16 protein-coding genes are annotated in these 18,199 nt (G+C 60.3%); 7 read left to right on the top strand and 9 right to left on the bottom strand.

The genetic code is table 11. The features are described from left to right. From wecB to Q0964_RS03100, 3 genes are all read right to left on the bottom strand, one after another. Positions 1 to 948 (bottom strand): non-hydrolyzing UDP-N-acetylglucosamine 2-epimerase (wecB, locus tag Q0964_RS03090; RefSeq protein WP_299263320.1); only part of this gene is annotated, 948 nt, incomplete at its 3' end. Then, on the bottom strand, positions 945 to 2,282 hold the full coding sequence (locus Q0964_RS03095) for a glycosyltransferase family 2 protein (protein WP_299263322.1): 1,338 nt from the start codon (positions 2,280 to 2,282) through the stop codon (positions 945 to 947). The genes wecB and Q0964_RS03095, both read right to left, overlap by 4 nt. 322 nt (positions 2,283 to 2,604) lie before the next feature. Next, positions 2,605 to 3,684, bottom strand: coding sequence for a DUF1616 domain-containing protein (locus Q0964_RS03100; RefSeq protein WP_299263324.1), 1,080 nt, complete (start codon positions 3,682 to 3,684; stop codon positions 2,605 to 2,607). A gap of 111 nt (positions 3,685 to 3,795) precedes the next feature. On the opposite strand from Q0964_RS03100, the gene Q0964_RS03105 reads away from it, so the two are divergent. The 4 genes from Q0964_RS03105 to Q0964_RS03120 all read left to right on the top strand — a co-directional run bounded on the left by Q0964_RS03105 (position 3,796) and on the right by Q0964_RS03120 (position 7,099). Continuing rightward, a complete protein-coding gene (locus Q0964_RS03105; protein ID WP_299263326.1) occupies positions 3,796 to 5,229 on the top strand; it encodes a DUF58 domain-containing protein in 1,434 nt (477 codons plus the stop codon). Further along, on the top strand, positions 5,226 to 5,786 hold the full coding sequence (locus tag Q0964_RS03110) for a DUF8163 family membrane protein (protein ID WP_299263328.1): 561 nt from the start codon (positions 5,226 to 5,228) through the stop codon (positions 5,784 to 5,786). The genes Q0964_RS03105 and Q0964_RS03110 overlap by 4 nt, the downstream gene beginning before the upstream one ends. Further along, positions 5,783 to 6,688 (top strand): DUF7982 domain-containing protein, encoded by a 906-nt coding sequence (locus tag Q0964_RS03115; RefSeq protein ID WP_299263330.1) that lies wholly within the window; start codon positions 5,783 to 5,785, stop codon positions 6,686 to 6,688. Before Q0964_RS03110 ends, Q0964_RS03115 begins: the two co-directional genes overlap by 4 nt. Positions 6,689 to 6,850: 162 nt before the next feature. Then, entirely contained in the window at positions 6,851 to 7,099 is a 249-nt protein-coding gene (locus Q0964_RS03120; RefSeq protein WP_299263332.1) for an AbrB/MazE/SpoVT family DNA-binding domain-containing protein, read from the top strand. A gap of 19 nt (positions 7,100 to 7,118) precedes the next feature. Here Q0964_RS03120 and Q0964_RS03125 read toward each other — a convergent pair whose 3' ends face one another. Then, positions 7,119 to 7,316 carry a hypothetical protein gene (locus Q0964_RS03125; protein ID WP_299263334.1) on the bottom strand — a complete coding sequence of 66 codons (198 nt, stop codon included), beginning with the start codon at positions 7,314 to 7,316 and terminating at the stop codon, positions 7,119 to 7,121. 127 nt (positions 7,317 to 7,443) lie between these two features. Here Q0964_RS03125 and Q0964_RS03130 point away from each other — a divergent pair, with 127 nt between their 5' ends. Together Q0964_RS03130 and Q0964_RS03135 are read left to right on the top strand one after the other, a co-directional pair. Further along, the gene (locus tag Q0964_RS03130; RefSeq protein ID WP_349254423.1) at positions 7,444 to 7,593 is read left to right on the top strand and encodes a DUF2080 family transposase-associated protein; all 150 of its coding nucleotides are present in this window, start codon (positions 7,444 to 7,446) and stop codon (positions 7,591 to 7,593) included. Then, on the top strand, positions 7,593 to 9,317 hold the full coding sequence (locus Q0964_RS03135; protein WP_299263336.1) for a zinc ribbon domain-containing protein: 1,725 nt from the start codon (positions 7,593 to 7,595) through the stop codon (positions 9,315 to 9,317). Before Q0964_RS03130 ends, Q0964_RS03135 begins: the two co-directional genes overlap by 1 nt. A gap of 254 nt (positions 9,318 to 9,571) precedes the next feature. On the opposite strand, the gene Q0964_RS03140 is transcribed toward Q0964_RS03135, so the two are convergent. From Q0964_RS03140 to Q0964_RS03160, 5 genes are all read right to left on the bottom strand, one after another. Continuing rightward, the gene (locus tag Q0964_RS03140; RefSeq protein ID WP_299263338.1) at positions 9,572 to 11,479 is read right to left on the bottom strand and encodes a hypothetical protein; all 1,908 of its coding nucleotides are present in this window, start codon (positions 11,477 to 11,479) and stop codon (positions 9,572 to 9,574) included. A 155-nt stretch (positions 11,480 to 11,634) separates the two neighbouring features. Beyond that, positions 11,635 to 12,657: an AAA family ATPase gene (locus Q0964_RS03145; protein WP_299263340.1), complete on the bottom strand. Its 1,023-nt coding sequence runs from the start codon at positions 12,655 to 12,657 to the stop codon at positions 11,635 to 11,637. Between the two features lie 38 nt (positions 12,658 to 12,695). Beyond that, on the bottom strand, positions 12,696 to 13,763 hold the full coding sequence (locus Q0964_RS03150; RefSeq protein WP_299263342.1) for a DUF4350 domain-containing protein: 1,068 nt from the start codon (positions 13,761 to 13,763) through the stop codon (positions 12,696 to 12,698). A 2-nt stretch (positions 13,764 to 13,765) separates the two neighbouring features. Beyond that, the gene (locus Q0964_RS03155) at positions 13,766 to 14,041 is read right to left on the bottom strand and encodes a DUF8044 family membrane protein (RefSeq protein ID WP_299263344.1); all 276 of its coding nucleotides are present in this window, start codon (positions 14,039 to 14,041) and stop codon (positions 13,766 to 13,768) included. 89 nt (positions 14,042 to 14,130) lie between these two features. Beyond that, on the bottom strand, positions 14,131 to 15,255 hold the full coding sequence (locus Q0964_RS03160; protein ID WP_299263346.1) for a hypothetical protein: 1,125 nt from the start codon (positions 15,253 to 15,255) through the stop codon (positions 14,131 to 14,133). Between the two features lie 232 nt (positions 15,256 to 15,487). On the opposite strand from Q0964_RS03160, the gene Q0964_RS03165 reads away from it, so the two are divergent. Continuing rightward, positions 15,488 to 17,623 (top strand): hypothetical protein, encoded by a 2,136-nt coding sequence (locus tag Q0964_RS03165; protein WP_299263348.1) that lies wholly within the window; start codon positions 15,488 to 15,490, stop codon positions 17,621 to 17,623. The last annotated feature ends 576 nt before the right edge of the window (positions 17,624 to 18,199 follow it).

Raw genomic sequence — 18,199 nt, forward strand, 5'->3', positions numbered from 1 at the left:
CCCAACGTCGAGTGTCTCCGGGCGCTCCGTTGAATCGCGAAGCGTCACACAGGGGACCTGCAGAATACAGGCCTCCTCTTGAATGCCACCGGAATCCGTCAGGATGAGTCCGGCGTTGGCCTGCAACGTCAGGAAATCGAGATAATCGAGCGGTTCGACGAGCCGAATTTGCTCTGGAACCCCGATATCGAAGTTGTCCAGTCGGTCCTGTGCTCGGGGATGGATCGGATAGATGACCTCGAACTCATACTCCGTTGCAACCCTTTTGACACCAGTTAGCAGGTCTTCGAACCGGCTAGGAGCATCGACGTTCTCTGCCCGGTGGGCTGTCATCACGGCATACGTATCAGGCGAGAGGTCGAATTCATTTAAGATCTCACTCTTGCGGGTCGCGATTTCCCGATTCTGCTGGACGGCATCAACCACCGTATTCCCGGTCACGTAAATCGCCTCGTCGGGCCGTCCCTCAGCCCGTAGGTAGTCGGCGGCCGTCTCCGTGGGTGCGAACAGATAGTCGGCCACGTGATCGGTGACCACCCGATTGGTCTCCTCGGGCATCTCGCGGTCGAAACTCCGCAGGCCTGCCTCAATATGGCCCAGTTCACAATCCAGTTTACTGCTAGCAATCGCACCAGCCAGCACGGAGTTCGTATCGCCTTGGACGAGGACCACATCGGGGTCGATATCCAGCAGTACCTCCTCGATCTCGATGAGCATCGCGCCCGTCTGTGCGCCGTTTGAATCCGAGCCGACGCCATGGTTGTGCTCGGGGGTCGGCAACTCCAACTGCTCGAAAAACACGGTATCCAGCTCGTCGGAGTAGTGCTGACCGGTGTGGATGATCGTATACGGCACACCACGGCGTTCACACTCCCGGATCACCGGCGAGAGTTTGATGATCTCCGGGCGGGTCCCGAGGACGATCGCGACGTGTGATGACCCGGTCATGACCCCCCCGGCTTGAGCCCGGCGACGATGTTACTAATCCGGTTCAACACCAGCCCGATAAAAATCCCGAGCGTCCCCAGTATCGTCGCGAACCCACTCACGAGCACCTTCGCCGGGTAGAACTGCCCGGTACGCTGGTAGACCGTAATCGCATCCACACCATACCACGCACCGACCGCGGTCAACGCGAGACCCGGCAGCCCAAAGAACAGCATTGGATGGCGGTCACGCACTAGCTGCAACAGGAACACCACCACGGTTAACCCGTGTCGCAGCGGATTCTGCGTTTGCCCGTCGATGCCCTCGTAGCGCACCTCGATGGGTTGTTCCTCGATGTCGAACCCTTTCTCGGCGGCCTCGCTGATCATCTCCGATTCCACGCCGAAGGAAGTCGCCGACAGCGACAGCTCCTCGACGGCTGTTGATGACAGCGCCCGGAATCCACTCTGTGAGTCAGTCACGTTCACGCGCGACGAGCCGATGGTCAATGCGTCCAACACGCGCTGGCCGAACCGCCGGAGGCGTGGCGTCTCGTCGTCCCCGTTCTCCAGGTACCGACTCCCGACGACGAGGTCCGCACCACCGTCGATCACTGGCTCGGTCACGTCGGGGATGTCTTCGGGAACGTGCTGGCCATCCCCATCAAGCAACACCAGCGTATCAAACTCCGTTGGCGCAACGTACTGAAACAGAGTCTGGACGGCTGCGCCTTTGCCATCGTTGGTCTCGTGCTCGACGACGGTCGCACCGGCGTTACGTGCGACTGACACCGTCTCGTCGGAACTTCCGTCGTCGACGACGATCACCTCGTCGGCGTAGTCGTCGGCTCTGAGTACCACGCTTCCGATCCCGACTTCCTCGTTGTACGTCGGGATGCCGACGATGACACGCTGATCGGGTGGAAGATCCGTCCGGCGGACCGCATCGACGACGTACGCTTCTGACCGCTGCAACTCGTGGACGCTCTCCTGAAAGTCGATCCCTATCTGCGTTCTCGACGTGGGTCCTGTCTCGTCACACGTCGGTTGCGCTACCCAGATGATCCCGGGATAGCCGATATCGCGAGCGTGTTTCAGGGCTGCGTCACTCGGTCCCTCGCCCTCATTATTTGTGTGGACCATGTGGGCCCCGAGCCGGTCGGCGAACGCGAGGGCTTCGTGTGGGCGGTCGCAGGAATGCTCAACGCTGACGGCGTTGCCCTGTTCGGTCGCCCGCAGAATCGCACCAGCAACGGCGTCGGGATTCGTCGAGACGTCGACCGAGAGTCCAATCAGTGGCTGATCCGTCCGGTGTGCATCCGCTTCGAATCGCGTCCCAGCCTCAGGCTCGCTCATTGTGACTCTGTCTCGACGACGCCCTGTCCGTCTGCACAACACGCATCCGGTCTGAGGTCGTGCCAAACACTACGCAGAATGAGTTAGCATACAGTAATCAATGTATCGATTCTCATAACTTTTCTTGTAAAAAGACCGTAGAACTACTGCTGGTTCTATATGACCGGTACCGTCCCGTACTCAGGAACTTGGAACGGCCAGCTACAGGCGTATAGATTCCTAGTTACGGTCACGCTTGTATCTGATTGCGTTCATACGGGGGCTCGGGTGCCGAACGACCGGGAAGTTCGATGCGAGTGTCGGTTCCGCTGCCGTCGGCCCGCTACTGGTCCGAAGTCACGTTGATCCAGAGGTGTGTCGTCCGATAGGCGCTTTCGACAGACGGTGATTCGGGGGGTGCCCCACGATACAACAGATAAGCCAGTCGGAGGCGCTGGCCGGTCATCGTCGGCCGGATCGTGTGTCGCTGGTGCCACGTCTCGTTGTCGGCGAGTCGCACCTCGAACTGGCGGAGGCGTTCGGAGGCGAGCACCCGTGTCGAGTTGTTCGCTGTCCGGACGCGTTGTAACTGAACTAAAACGGAATACTCGGTCGGTTCGTGTTCCTGGTTGGTAACGCCCACCACCAGCGAACGATTCTCGCCGACGGAGAACTCCGTCGGGTAGTCGTCGGCGACGAGGTCGCTGTCTTCGTCTTCGGTCAGGAGGTAGAACTCGGTGAACGACTCCCCCTGGTTCGGGACGGCCACAGCGTAGGCGACGCTGCTGACGGCGAGCAGTACACTCAGGACGAGCAGGACGTTCAGCGCGGCGTCGGTCCGTGACTCCGGTTCGAGCAGTTCGGCGCGACCCACGACGAACCACCGTCGATACGGGACGCGGAATCGTTCGTCCTCCGGCAGTTCCCAGCGCCGGTCTGCCGCGGCCACAGTCGCGCCGAGAACGAATGCAGTCAGTGCAACCATAATCGGGGTGAGTCGAATCCCCCACGGTGTGAAGTTCAACATCAGCCCGATCAGCGGGACGACCGCGATGCTCAGCCCGAACGAGAGCGCGACCCGTTCGATGCCGTCGATGCCACCGCCCCGTGTCGGGACGAGCCGGCTCGTGTCCGCATCCGTGGCTCCGTTTCGCTCGTCGGCCCCTGATGCGTCGCCGCCCTCGTCTCCGTCGTCTCCGGGTTGCGTAGCGGCTTCGGGGAATAGCGCAGCGATGAATGCGTACCCGGGGACGAACAACACGAACGGCAGTCCGAGGACGATTCGCAGCGGGGTGTCGTTGACGACTGGGGCGAGAACCACGAGATTGGTGAGGACGACCGATAGAACGACTGCCGCGAGGTCGGCCGGGAGTGCCCGGAGTTGCCGCGGGAGGAGTAACCAGACACGATGGGCAGTGGCCATCCGTGCAGGCACTGCCCGACCAGCGAGTAAAAGCGTCTCGGTCCGCCCTTCGACCCCGACCCCGGAGGGACAACCAACACATTGAATGGGTCGCTCTACCGGTGGTACTCCATGGATCCGACGCGCCGGTTCTGGCAGACAGTGCTCTCGGGCGGGGTGCTGGTCTGTGCAGCCCTGTTGTTTCGGCGCCCGCTCCTGCTGCTCGGGGCTGCCGTCGTCGGTGCGTTCGTCCTGGCGCTCCAGTCCGATTTCGTACGCGCAGTGCGCGAACTGGACCAAGAACTGCGCGTCGAGCAGACTGTCACGCCGCCACGCGTTCCTGTCGACGAGCCCGCGCAGGTAACGCTGGCTGTCGAGCGATCGGCTCCAGCGGCGACGGATCTGGCCGCGCGAGTCGACCCGCCAGCTGGGGTCACGGTCACCGACACCGATCGAACGAGGGTGAGACTCGAACCCGGGGAGACGACGGCAACGACGACGGTAACGGCTGCGTCGCCGGTCGCGGGACGACACACGTTCCCACAGCCGGCAGTCACGGTGACCGGCGCGCGAGCGTGGTTCACGGAGACGGTCGCCCGCGGGCCGTCGGCGACGCTCACCGTTGATCCGCGGGCCCCACGAAATATCCACGTGGGGCAGGGTGGTGATGCTGTGGCGGCGCGGTTCGGCAATCACCCGAGTGGGCAACTGGGGACGGGCATCGAACCGGCCGAGTTGCGCGAGTACGAGGTCGGTGACACGGCAAGCCAGATCGACTGGAAGGCGACGGCGCGGCTCAACGAGCCGCACGTCCGTGAATTCGAAGCTGAAACCGATCGCACGGTGTCACTCGTGATGGATCACCGGGGCTCCATGGAGGATGGCGTGCCGGGCGAGACGAAACTCGCGTACGCTCGCGAAGTGGCGTTGATGATACTGGACCGATCCAGCGAGGCCGCAGACCCGATCGGGCTCTATGGCGTCGGTGACGGCGGTGTCACGGCGGCCGTTCAGCCCGGGACGACGGACGATCACTACGAGCGCGTGCGGCGTCACCTCGTCGATCTACGACCGACTGAGCAAGCCGCGCGCACTACCGCTGGCGGACGCTCGCCACGCGCGGCCAGAGAGGGCGCTGATCGACTGTCCGACGATGACTCGGCGTTCGCTGCGACGCTGGCACCGTTTTTCGAGACCAGCGAGCAGTACGTCCGGCGTGTGTCGGAGGATCCGTTGTTCGGAGCCGTCCGGTCCCAGACGGCGCGTCGTACGGAGAACGGGTGGACGATGGTGTTTACCGACGACCGGAACCGGGCGGAAGTGCTGGAGGCTGCCAAGGTGGCTCGTCGGGAGGCGACGCACGTGGCCGTGTTTCTGACGCCAGCCGTGCTGTTCGAGGCGAATGCCGTGGCGGATCTGGATGGCGCGTATGCGCGCTATCGCGACTTCGAGTCGTTCCGGCAGCGACTCGCGCGACTGGATCGCGTCAGCGCCTTCGAAGTCGGGCCCGGTGATCGCATCGCGGCGATTCTCGGCACGAGAACACCACGGAGGGGATCAACATGACCGCCGATCCGAGCGAGACGCGTGACGCTGCAAATGTGGTGACTGACTCGAACACCGATCGGAATGTGGAGTCGATTCCGGTGCTTCAGGTCGAGACAGTCGAGCGCGTCCGATCAGTGACCGCGCGTGACCTCGGTGTCGCGGTGCTGTGTCCGCTCGCGCTGTTTCTGGTCGCGGGCGTTCCTGGCGGCGTACTCGGCGTGTTCGGCGTGAGTGTCTGGCTGTTCGCACCCGTGAACGCGTTCGTCATCACGCAACTGGGCGTTCTCGCGCTCGTGCCTGCGTGGCCAGGCGTCCCGACGGCACTCGGACTGGAAAGTGGAATCGCGGCCCTGCTGCTCGCGGAAGTGCTGCGGGAGCAGGCAGATTGGCGGGCCGGCGGCGTGTTTGTCCTGCTGGCAGTGGTCCTCGGTGGTGGCACCGTCGTGAGTCTCGAGGCGGGCGTCGAATCGTGGGTCGTCGCACTCGTCGGAGTCGGCACGATCGGCCTCACGTGTTACGGCCTGCATCGGTACGAGCTGCTGGCGCTCGGGCTGATTTCGGAACCAAAGTCATGAGTCGGAACGAATACGATATCCACGGCGACGGCGGAGCGGAAGCGGCCGCCGATAGCGACACGGAACCGGAGCAGGATGTGCTTCGAGGCCGGATCGAGTTGCTTCAGGCCGAAAACGAGCGGTTGCGCACGGAGTACGCGCGCGCCAAGCAAGCCCGACACCGGCGGACGGCGCTGGGACTGGCCGCGCTGGGCGTCGTTGCACTCGTCAGCGCCGCGCTGTTTGCGAGTGTCCGGACGGTCCTGATCGCAATCGGGAGTACCGGTCTTTTCGGCGCGGTCTTGCTCTATTACCTGACGCCGGAACGATTCGTCGCAGCGACAGTCGGTACGCGAGTGTACGAATCGTTCGCCGGGAGTTTCGAGACGCTCGTGGCCGATCTCGGCCTGTCTGACAGGCGTGTCTACGTCCCCGTCGACGAGGCCGCTGGGACCGTTCGGCTGTTCGTCCCCCAGGCAGCGTCCTACGAACTCCCGGGTCGCGCCGCGCTGGAGGCGTTCGTCGTCACCGACGACGACCGTGAACGCGGCCTGGCGATCCAGCCAACCGGCCACGGCCTCTTCGAGGAGTTCGAACAATCACTCTCCGGGTCGCTGGCTACCGAGCCCGCCCAACTAGGTAGCCAGCTGATCGACGCGTTGATCGAGCAATTCGAACTCGTCGACGCTGCCGATGTCGAAGTTGGCGACGGGCAGTTGACTGTCGCCCTTGACTCGTCGGTATACGGTGACCTCTCCCGGTTCGACCACCCAGTCGTCTCACTACTGGCCGTGGGCGTCGCGCGTGGCCTAGGTCAGCCCGTGGTGGTAGACGTAAACGACGGCGACGACCGGTTCAGCTATCTCGTGACGTTACGCTGGGAAGACAGCCAAGAAGATCCGTCGACTGTCGCCGAGAAATAGCTGTTTGGAACACTTGTTACTTTGGTCGAAGTGGTTCGATCATCATCGTTCGTGAAGACGATCTACTGGTTGCGCTCGGCATTAACCGATTCGACGCTCAACCCATCGTAGAGGTAAAAGGTGGAAATAAAAGCTAAATATTCCCACCGCTTTGTTTCGGATATGAGTGGAGAAGTACGAACGGACGAACGTGGACGTGTGACGATTCCGAAGGAGGTACGCGATCGCTACGGCGAGAAGTTCCGCCTCGTCGAGTTGGACAGCGGTATCAAGCTGGTGCCGATTCCCGACGATCCACTGGAGGAGCTGCGAGCGGCGGCTTCCGGTGAGCTTCGCGAAGCATCTTTCGATGATCTCGGAGAAGCGGCTCAAGAAGAGGCACGTGAACAGGCTGGCGAGCATGTACGCTGATCTCGACTTTTGACTAGCGCTACTGAAAGACGACGATTGGCTGGCCGACCGTGCCGAGTCTCTCCTTGACGAACACGAGGGTGAGCTTGAGGTCTCGCTGGCGACGTTCGTCGAATTGTTCCTCGTCAAAGAGCGGTTCGCCTTCGATCGAGAGCGTGCCGTGACGGCCATTCTCGAATTGGCAACGTACGAGGGCGATCCAAATGTTGTGTATCAAGCCTCGGCGAACATCGACGAGGGGTAGCGTAACTGTTACGAGATTCAGTAGTATTCGGTAGGATTCGGGAGTGATCTCTACTGATTCGATGGATTTAATGGTATCTACATTGTAGATACTGCTACTGATGGACAGGCATGAAATCGAAGGGCACGAAGTGATCGAAGGGACTGTGAAACCAACTGGAAACGGGGCCCACATCTACGTCCCGAAAAAGTGGGTGGGTGCAGACGTGAAAATCGTCCGCACTACCGAACCCGACCCGAATGCTGACTGATGCAACTCACCGAGCAGTTCCACGTCCCGGACGAGTACCATGAGGCGTGTGACCGGCTGACCACGCTCGTCCAGCGGCATACACGCCGGCTACTCGCTGAGCACTACTGGCGTGACAAGCATCTCACCGCGATCTCCGACCACACCGGTCAGTCCTACACGTATGTCCGAGACGACGATGTCAACGCCTTCGAGGGAGTCGAGGAGTATGTGTATAGTCGGTTCAAGCGGTGCGTGTACCACCGCGTCACCCACGTTCTGGATGCCCACGCTGACGAGTACCGTGCCTTCCAGTTCGTGCGTGAGACAGTCCAAGAGCGGAAGATCAAGCGGATCGGCTGGCACAGACTCAGAACGCGGTTGTTCGACGAGGACTCTCCCTATATCGAGTGGCGCGTCCTCGAATCGGTGGTCGATCAACTCAACGACTACTACGACCGGCACGGCCGATTTCCCGACCAGTACACCGAACTCGTCGAGACGCCGGAGCCGAACGGGACACTTCCGTATGCCCCAGACGCAGGCGACTATCACATCCACGACCTCTCAGTCGAAGACTCGGAGCTAGTCGTGACACTGAACGCTCCGGACACGATGTCACCGGACAGCTATCACGACTGGACAGACCACGAAATACGGTTCCCCACCCACGCACGCTTCACCGAGATGGTCGAAGCCGGGGCGGTAAAAGCACCCACACTGCATTCCTCAGAACACGGGTACACGCTTGACGTGCCTGTTTCCGTACCCGAAGAGGACGCCGAGACGGTTGCTGATCGTGTACTAGCAGTTGACCTTGGCGTGAAGAAACAGGCCACCGCGGTCGTCCTCGACGACGGTGACGGAACACACGAGCAGGTCGCGCCACCAGAGTTCATCGACCACCCCGGGAAGGACAAACTGTTTCGCGTCAAAGCGGATGCGGAAGGCATCAACGACCGGCTAGCAGAATTTCGACGGCAAGGAAAGGCTCACACGGAACGGTTCGATCACTTGCTGGCGGAGTACCGGCGGACGCGGCGTCGGGAACGACGCCTGCGCGAGCAGATCCAGCACGACGTGGCGAACGAGTTGGCGTGGCTGGCAATAGAATACGGGTGTGACACCATCGTGTTCGAGTCGCTCGGGCAGCTTGACGCGGGGGATGCGGGTGGTGCGGTCGCGTGGTCGATCTCCTCGTGGGCACGCGGCGACCTGCTCGACTTCGTGGCGTACAAGGCCGAACTGGTGGGGATCGACTTCGAGACGGTGAATCCGTGGGGAACGAGTAGGCACTGTCCCCGGTGCGGTGAGAACGGGCGGACAGTAAAAGCGCCCGATAACCACACTGAACAACGGCACGGCGGACACTTTCACTGCCCCGAATGTTGGTATGAGTGCGACCGCGACGTGGTTGGGGCGGTGAACGTCGGACGAAAGTACCTTGACGGTTCCAAGATGGAGGGGGCGAACCCTGTCGCCTATATGGAGGCAGGGAAGCACGCCAGGTTTCCATCACCGCGAGGTGCCCGTTCTACTGGCGTTCAGTCCGCGACCGATCAACAGGATATGGCGAGCGGTCGTCAGACCCGACTGTCTCAGTACTGTTCGTCGTCACTCACCGCGAAACGACGGGAGACAGGTGCGGGTGGACTGCATCAAAATCACGGTAGCAACACGACCCGGCAGTGGGTCAGCGGTAGTGTGACACGGTATGTCCTCGCCAGTACTACCGAATGTGGTTGAACACTACCAAATACTACTGAAAACCAGAACGGTTGAACACGTTCGATGCGTTCCACGCGGCGCTCTCCGGCGGCAGCATTATCTCGAGTGACCGGGCGTACGACGAACTCACTGGTGTAAATCGTATCCGACTCGAACCTGACGTGAACGAGGATTCTAGGGGCTAGCATTCTCCCACGTGTGGGCCGGCTTGAGGCCGAGCTCCGTGGTGATTCACGCGGAGGTGGATGTCAAATCGCTCCCGGAGACCTCGGCTAGTCCAGCAATGCTTTCGCAGCCTGGATTGCGCGTTCGCTACCCTGTTTATCGGTTGTGTCGGCGTAGACGGTTGCTTCGTACCACTGTGTGAGATCGCGGAGGTGGTCGCGGTCGCCGTCGGAGAGGTCGGCTTCGAAGGCGCTGTAGAATTCCCAGTGTGTCGCAGCGGTTCCGTGGGCGTCGAATTCGGCGCGGACTGCGGCGTATGCGAGTTCGATCGCTGGGCGCACGTCGCCCGCGTCGAGATGTGATTGGGCTTGGGTGAGGAGTTCCGTGGCACGGGTATCGGTCGGTTGCTGGTCGCCGGCCGTCTCGTCGCTGGACGTTGCGGTGGCAGACGCCTGGTCTGTGGAGTCGCGACGTCGGAGCCAGAGTCCGCCACCGATAGCCACGAGTGATCCTGCGAGACCAGCCACGGTGAGAGCGATGAGGGGATCACTGGACCCCCCGGAAGCGGTGGCCGGCGGGAGTTGTGCTGTGGCGTTTGCAGGTGCGAGGTTCGTTCCGTCGGTGTCGAGTCGTGCGACGAGCGGCCCGTCCTCGCCGGTGCTGTCGGCGGAATCGACCGAGGCTGCGTACCGACCGTTGGCGTCAGTACGAACTGTTTCGACGCGTTGTCCGTCGACGTAGAGCCCGATCACCTGGTCGGGAATCGGGGTTCCGGTTGTCGTGGTGAGTATGCCTGTCGCGCTGATGATGTCATCGCGGCTGGTTGCGAGCGTCAGTTCCGTCGGTAGTTCGTCGATGCTAACACGATCCGTCGCCGATGCAGACCCGATCGCACGGCCCTCGACTGCGACGCTTGCCGTGACCGGATGTGGTCCCGGCGGCACCGTTGCTGGAAGTGTGCCGGTGAGCGAGAACTGCCCGTCGGGCCCGGTTCGAACCACGCCGACTCGTGACGGCCCGAGTTGGACTGCAATGGGGAGCCGCGACACCGACGTATTCGCCGCCGTCACCCGGCCACGGACGGTGAACTGGTCACGATATCGGAGCCGGTCACGGTCGACGTCGACGGTCACGTTCGGTGTTGTCGCAGTAACAGCAGCGGCGAGGGTCGTGCGCGAACCGAGATACGGGGCGGTGGTTCGTGGCCGGTATTCGACGACGAGGCTGTCGCGCGAGGTGGGGAACAGGACTGGCTGGTACGTGACGGTGAACGACCCGTTGCGAGTCGTCTCGACCTGTACTCGGCGTGTCCCGACAGTGAGTGTGATGCTCCGGTTCGCGACTGCGCTTCCGTTGTCCGTGACCAGGCGCCCACGCGGTCGTATCGGATCGGCGAACGAGAACTGCGGTGAGGTGGCCTGGACGCGCAGTTGCGTGGCCAGAAACGACGCGTTCCGGACTTCCTGCTGGCGGATCGTGACATTCGTGACGACTCGGGCGACCGACCGATTCGCTCGTGAAAAGTTCGTGTCGGTCGTCCCGCCGACGCGGCCGTAATTACGGGTCAGATTCTGTGCCGTTGTACTGATGTTTCGCTCGATTCGGCCGAGGTCGCGGGCGATGCGGCGGGCTCGCTGTTCGTTCCCGCGTTCGCGGGCCTGCGTGTAGTCTCGATAGAGACGGTCGAAGCGCCGTGTTTCGTTCACGAAGTCCCGTTGTGTGTCGGCTGTCTCACGGACCGTCTCAGCCGATTGTTCGTCGGGTTGTTCGTCCGTCTCGCCGGCGACGTCTACGTATTGGCCGACCAGCGACTGGAACTCCTCTCCGACGAGCCCATCGGCCTGTTCGTACTGTCCCTGGCTCAACTGGACACTACTCCCTTCGAGTCGTTGTGTAAGCTGGTCGCCGAGCCAGGACTGCGTCCCGGTCAGGTTCCCCGATTCGTCGACTGTGTCGGGATTGCGGTGCTGAACTGTGCTGTTGTTTATTTGTCTTCCGGTCTGCAGCAGGCCCACCGAATCACTCCCCGAGTCAGTAGGCACGACCGACTGTGCTACGGGCGTCGTACCCGCCGCTCCGGCCGCTCCGCCAACGGCGCTGACTGACGCCAGAATGAGGAGGCAGACGACGATGCACATCGCCCGTGGACTCGGGAAGCGAAATTGCACAATCACTGCTCGCTGTCGGGATTGGCATCTCCACCGTCGCTGAGCGCCGCACTGGCGCTCTCGGCGATGAGATCACCACTCGGCGCCGTCACTGAGTCTAACACGTTATCAATAACGGCGCCGGCGTTCACATCACTCAGTTCGGCATCAGTTGAGAGCACGAGTCGGTGCACGAGCAACGGCTTAGCGAGTGCTTTGATATCGTCGGGGATAACGTACGCACGATTGTGGATGGCTGCCCGCGCTTTACTAGCATTTAGTAGCATGATGGTCGCCCGGTGAGACGCCCCATGTTCGACCTCGGGTCGCTCCCGTGTTTCGGCGATTACGTCCAGCAGATATGTTTTCACTGCTTCGGCGATGTGCCGATCCGTTACTGCCTCGCGAGCCGCGAGCAGTTCGTTAGTGCTGATCACACTCGAGGCGTTCCCCGGGCCGAGTTCCGGGTTCGAATTAAACTGGTCGAGTAGCTCCGTCTCATCCGCTCGACTCAAGTGGTCGATGTCGATCTTAAACTGAAACCGGTCGCGCTGAGCCTCCGGTAGCTCGTAGGTCCCCTCCATCTCGATTGGATTCTGTGTCGCGACCACGAAAAATGGCGTCGGGAGCGGGTGTGTTTCGCCGTCGATCGTGACGGTTTCCTCCTGCATCGCCTCTAACAGCGCGGACTGTGTCTTGGGTGTCGCTCGGTTGACCTCGTCGGCCACGACGACGTTCGCGAACACTGGGCCTCGCTTCGTCTCGAATTCGCCCGTTTGCTCGCGGTACACGGTCGTTCCGGTGATATCTGCTGGGAGTGTGTCTGGCGTTAGCTGGATCCGGCTGTAGTCGAGCCCCGAGACACGAGCGAACAGTTTGGCAAGCGTCGTTTTGGCGACGCCGGGGACACCTTCAATCAGCACATGGCCCTGCGTCAACAGCGCGATTGTCAGGTGCTCCATCGCCTCCTCGTTCCCGATCAGCACCGTGGCGATCTCGTCTCGGATCGTCTCGTACACCGCGTAGACCGACGCCGGCTCGCTCATTGCCCCCCGATATGCACGACGGTATTAAACACCTTTGCTCACTCGCCCCGGTCGCGAACCGCTGACTCGGCGATCCGCTGCGTACGCTCTTCATCCCACTCGGGATATTCCCGACGGAGGTACGCGGCCACATCAGCGGCGTCGACGGTGATACCAGCCGCTGTGGAGGCGTCGTCGGTTTTTTTCGGATTCGCGACCAGGCTTCCTACGTCGACGTTTCGACCCCAGACGACGACCAGTGCGAGCCCCACGACCCCGAGCAGGATCTGGAGCAGCGGAGACTGTCGAACCGTCAACAAGGCAGCCACGAGTGGTGGAACAGCGGCCGTGTGGGAATAATCGAGTAGCACGCGCTGGTGTGTCCCGGCCAGATTCCGAACGAACTGCTCGTTACCCGGTCGCTCCAGCATCGAATTAATGAACACGCTCGGATCGGACACCGTCACGACAGTCCCGTTCCCGAACTGTTCTTCGACGATAACTGGACGCCGAGCCAGCGTCTCGTTGCCAGTGATCGACTGACTGCCGTCCCGGTCGAGATACGCGAACTCCGACGTGTTCACGAGTACCGTCGCGTTCCCCGGCCGGAGGGCCGTTCCGTAATTCAGCGTCACCGACTCCGTGTCCCGCGTGAGCGTGTGATTGCGGACGTTTCTGGCAACCGGCATCGCGGGCGACCGATAGGTGTACTGCTCATCACGCACTGTCGCGTTCACGAATCCAACGGCCGAGCCGAGCGCCCGTAGCAGTCGCTCACCGGCTGGCGACGACCTGGTATCACTTGCAAGGACGAGCGTGCCACCACGACGAATGAACGTTCTGAGCCGGGCTACCTCCTGAGTCGTGTAATTCTCGGTCGGCGCGAGTACAAATGCGACGGCATCAGTCTCAACAGTGGTGTATGTCTCTGTCTCTTGAATAAGATTGATTTCGGTATCGGTCTGATCAGCGATGCCGCGAAGTGAAGCCGATCCGTCCCAGCGAGAGTTGTACGCGCCAAAAACGGTCCCGGACGTGCTTGCTGCATATACGAGCGTCACGAGGAGTCCGAGTGCCAGCCCGTATGCAAGAATCCGTCCATACTCCTCAGGCACCGAATCCAACACGATCACAACACCCCCGACGGAAGAATTTCGAGAATACGCCGGACCACGATCACAGCGAATACGAGCAGTCCAGCGACGATAATCCACCTGAGACGCCGGCGCCAGACCGGTGTGATTGCGAACGGCGCTGTGAGTTCGACAATCACGAGAAACCCGATCAGCGACACGACGAAGAACAGTTCGAGCGTGAGCGAATTCAGCAGAGTCAGACACAGAACGGCGGCGAACATCCACGCCACCTGTGCGTGGACAAATCGTTGCCGCCGCCTTGTGACCATACTACCGTCCAATCAGGCGCTACGCGTTAATGTTTCGAGACCCTCGCAACTGAGACATCGAGACAGCTACCCCGAGAAACGGTACGCTGTCACTCATCGCAGCGTCGCCGGCAGAGTAACGCCACAGTCACACCGACAATTATCAAGCCTGTGACGCCGGCACTGAACCCTGGGCCGGTACCTGTTGTAGTCGTCGGCTGTTGGGTATCTGCTCGCGATTGTGGGGTGATGACACGGTTCTCCGTTGCTTCGGTTGCCGTTGAGGTCGTATCGGTTTCAGTAGCAGGAACCGACTGTGACGGCGTGCTCGGACTCTCGTCGGCCGGTGGCTGCGTTGACGATGTCTGGTCAGTCGGCGTGTCGGATTGCGTGTGGACTGTGTCTGTGTTAGTAGGTTCGTCTGTGTCAGCAGGAGTATCGGTGTTGCCCGGGGCAACCGAACCACCACCGCCGGGACGATCCCTGACATCAGTGCCATCACTTCCCGTTTTCGAGGACTGTTCGGTGACTGTCAGCGATTGTGGCTGGCTGAGACCAAGTCGCACCGTATTCCCATCGACTTCTTTGGTCCCTCTAACGGTTGCGTATACCGAATACTCGCCGGGATCCAGCGAATCCAGATTAACCGTGGCCGCATATGAGCCATCGGTTTGTTCCGCATCGGTCCGCACTGTCTGTTGATCATTCATAATGACGAATTCGACGCCGCTCCTCGTGGCTGACCGGAGTTCGGTGAGTGTCGCTGTGAGTTCGACCTGACCGCCGCTATTTGCTTCGCTCGGTGCAGTGGTGGACACGTCGTAGGCGCGGACGACCAGCGGGTGGGCGACCTTCGTGTCGCCATCGTACTGGAGGGTGAACATATACGACCCCGACGAATACCCCGACAGATCGAACGTTACCGTTGCTGGACGGGACCTATCAGCCTCAATTTCTTTAGAATCAATGATTTGCCTCTCAGCGTTGTAAATGTATACCTCGACGAAATTTCCAGACGGCGCATCGATTGTTACCGAGACAGAGTCGCCCGGGTCGGCTTGTTTGACTGCCGTCACGTTGTATGACTGGCCTTCAAACATTACTGTCCGGTCAGGGGTGTCGATACTCCCATTAACTGTCATATCGTATCCCACGGCCTGTACTGGTGCCGTGACGATTAAAGACGCGAGCAGAATCAAACAGCTCAATATTTTGACGCTACTCCAGGTGTGCATATCTTGATACACAGAACTCGCTTATATCTGCCTTGTTGTTTCGATATCCGGATTTTAGAGGGCATTGTCCGTCTATCTCAGAAGATCAAGTAAATAGATACTTCTGGAAATTAATACAGTTCACCTGCCTCCGAATACTACTTTGCGGTAGCCTCTTGGATATATACTCTTCATCCAAGCCACGAATAATGCACAAGTTCTATAAGTTTTCAATATGTTGGTGTATCCAATCATGTACCCAGTGCCATCGGCACAGAGGCTCGTCTCAACAGCGTTCGTCCTCGTCGTAGTGGGAATGACCGCATCTGCCCCTACTGTGGGCGCGGTCGGTCTAATCAGTCCGGCACCCAGCACAGCGACCCAGGTGGATGGTGTGCAGAATCCATCACAGGTGCCGGACTCACAGGTATTTGAGGGAACAGATGACGGACAGATTGAGGTCTGGAAACGCACTCCGTATCCGTTCCGGAGTGACGACACAGTCGCAGCAACACAGGTATCGATGCCCGGAGACGTGATCGGGGCAACCGGGTTTGGAGAGAAGGACCTCATTGCTACGTTTGGTAGTAAAAACCCGAGTGGGGTGCACGATGTCGGGTCGACGATCACGCTTAATTTCAAAGATAGTCGTGCAAACTCTGGTGACCTGAGCAATCAGGACCGGGTTGATGTCGTCGCGGCTCGAATCACGGGCAGTGGAGAAGGCTTCCCGACGACATACACCGATATAATCGATTTGCTCGGTGATGTCGACAAAGCAAACGAGAATGCGACATTCGAGATGATTAGCAACGGTGGGTCACTGGACGGTGCTGGTGAAAATTCATACACCTTTTCACCGGATCAGCCCGGGCAGTATGTTGTCTTTGCTGCCGTACACGGTACCGGACAGAACGGATTTGAGGTGAGCAGTGGCGATGTCTCCGTCGATGGGGACGTTGTGATGATCGGGACAGACCAGGTCACTATTCAACAGAGTGCCGCGAGTGCCACCGTCACTGAAGGAGGTATTGCGGGAAGTGCGGTCGATTTGTCTGTCGACTCCTCCAGCGCTGTCTCAGGGTCGCCTGGTATGACCCACGTCGCCGCAGTGTATGACAAAGACAAGTTCGAGGACAGTCGGTTCGAGCTACAGGTAGACGACTCGCAACTCGGCCCGAATTTTGACATATCGGCGGACAGTGAACTTCAGCATTCCCTAGAGAATGTCAACGGTATCGCCGATGTTGAAGACGGAATCGATGTTAATGGAGTTGATCTTTCGGACGGTCGCATCACGCGGACAGTTGCCGCCGGACAGATCATCGACTTCATAGCGGATGATTTCGGGACGACGTCGTCCTCAACGACAGCAATTCAAGAAGGAGGCGCTGATAACAATGCCTTCGAGGATCTTGATGGGTCTGTCACCGGAGTCAGTGGCGCCTCGCCTCAGACGACGCTCAGCGTCGAAACGTTCTCGAACTTCTCATCCGGGGAGTACCAGTTTGTCGTTTACTCAATGCGAGATGACGACTCATCGATTATAAGTGCGGACACTGGAACAGTGTCACTGAGCCAGCCCTCCGCGTCTGGCTCAGCGACACTATCTGGAACCTCAGCCTCAGTCTCACTCGGCGGTAGTACTATTGACGGTGCTGACTTCTCTTACCCCAGCACAACAAGCGGAGAGATCGACGTTTTTCAGGCAGACTCACTGCCCTCCTCGACCGGTGGTGTCTCTGCACTGAGCGGCGCAGTCTCTGGCTTTGACCAGGTTACAACGGTGACAGAGATTAATGCTCCAAATCCGGCGTCAGGAAACGTTGCGGTCACCGTGACGATCCCGCGGTCTGCGATTCCATCTGGAAGTTCGCCATCTGACCTCACGGCTGCGCGGTATAACAGTGGCAGTGGCTGGAACGATTTGGGTGGCAATATCATCTCTACCACGTCCACGGCAGTTGAACTCGAATTTGAGACGTCCGGCTTCTCAACGTTCGCTATCGCCACAACGAGTTCCGGCGGTGGTGGCGGTGGCGGCGGTGGCGGCGGCGGCGGTGGTGGCGGCGGTGGTGGTGGCGGCGGTGGCGGCGGCAGTGTCGCCACTACGACGGCGAGTACACCGACCACGGACACGCCGACGGATAGTACTCCTGCAGGTGACACTCCGTCAACTGATACGCCTGCTGGAGAGACGCCAACCGACGGCACACCTACGGACTCCGAAACCACGGCCGATTCGACCGATGTCGACACGCCGTCAGAGGCCGGAACAACAGCACCGGAACCCGAAGAAACGACGGAGGGTGCCGGCCCTGGATTCGGTGTCGCCGTTGCAATCGCTGCGTTGATTCTCGCTGGTATCGCTACCCGCCGATTCCACTGACAGCGGCCCAGGACCGACGCTCTTGATTCTCGCTTCACACCCGTTGTAAACGGCGGGATAGAGGGCGTCGTCTACAGCGAGACTGAGAGCGGCCAGTCATTGACAGTCGGATTTATTAGCAGAGGGTCGGCAAACGAAGACTCCATTTCTGCGATCGATCCCGAAGGTTTCAATGGCGACATCCCGCTTATTAGTACCGGAGAGTACTGGCAGACCTCGGAAGGCGCGTACCCGTCGCTCGAGACAGTGCCCCACCATTCCGGTCAGACTACCTACAAGTTAGACGGCCTGATGCGAGGGAGTTGCTTCAGCGACGAGACAGAGACGGAACGAGTGCCGGAACTAGCAACGACATCAGAACCGACGCTGGCCGGACGAGTGTCCGACGGTGTGGTCGAGACGGCTGCCGAGCTTAGCTATATCGCCAACCGGCGCGGTGAGTTCACAGACATCGTGCTGACCGTCGCAGACGTACTCTATCTTTTAATGATAGAAACGGGTACGAGATCTCCTTTGAGTCCAGACGTGACACGTCCGCTGTTCGTGACGCAGTCCAACAGTAGGTTTCCCGAGTTG

The sequence above is a fragment of the Halorientalis sp. genome (genome assembly GCF_028275115.1).
Taxonomy (GTDB): Archaea; Halobacteriota; Halobacteria; order Halobacteriales; family Haloarculaceae; genus Halorientalis.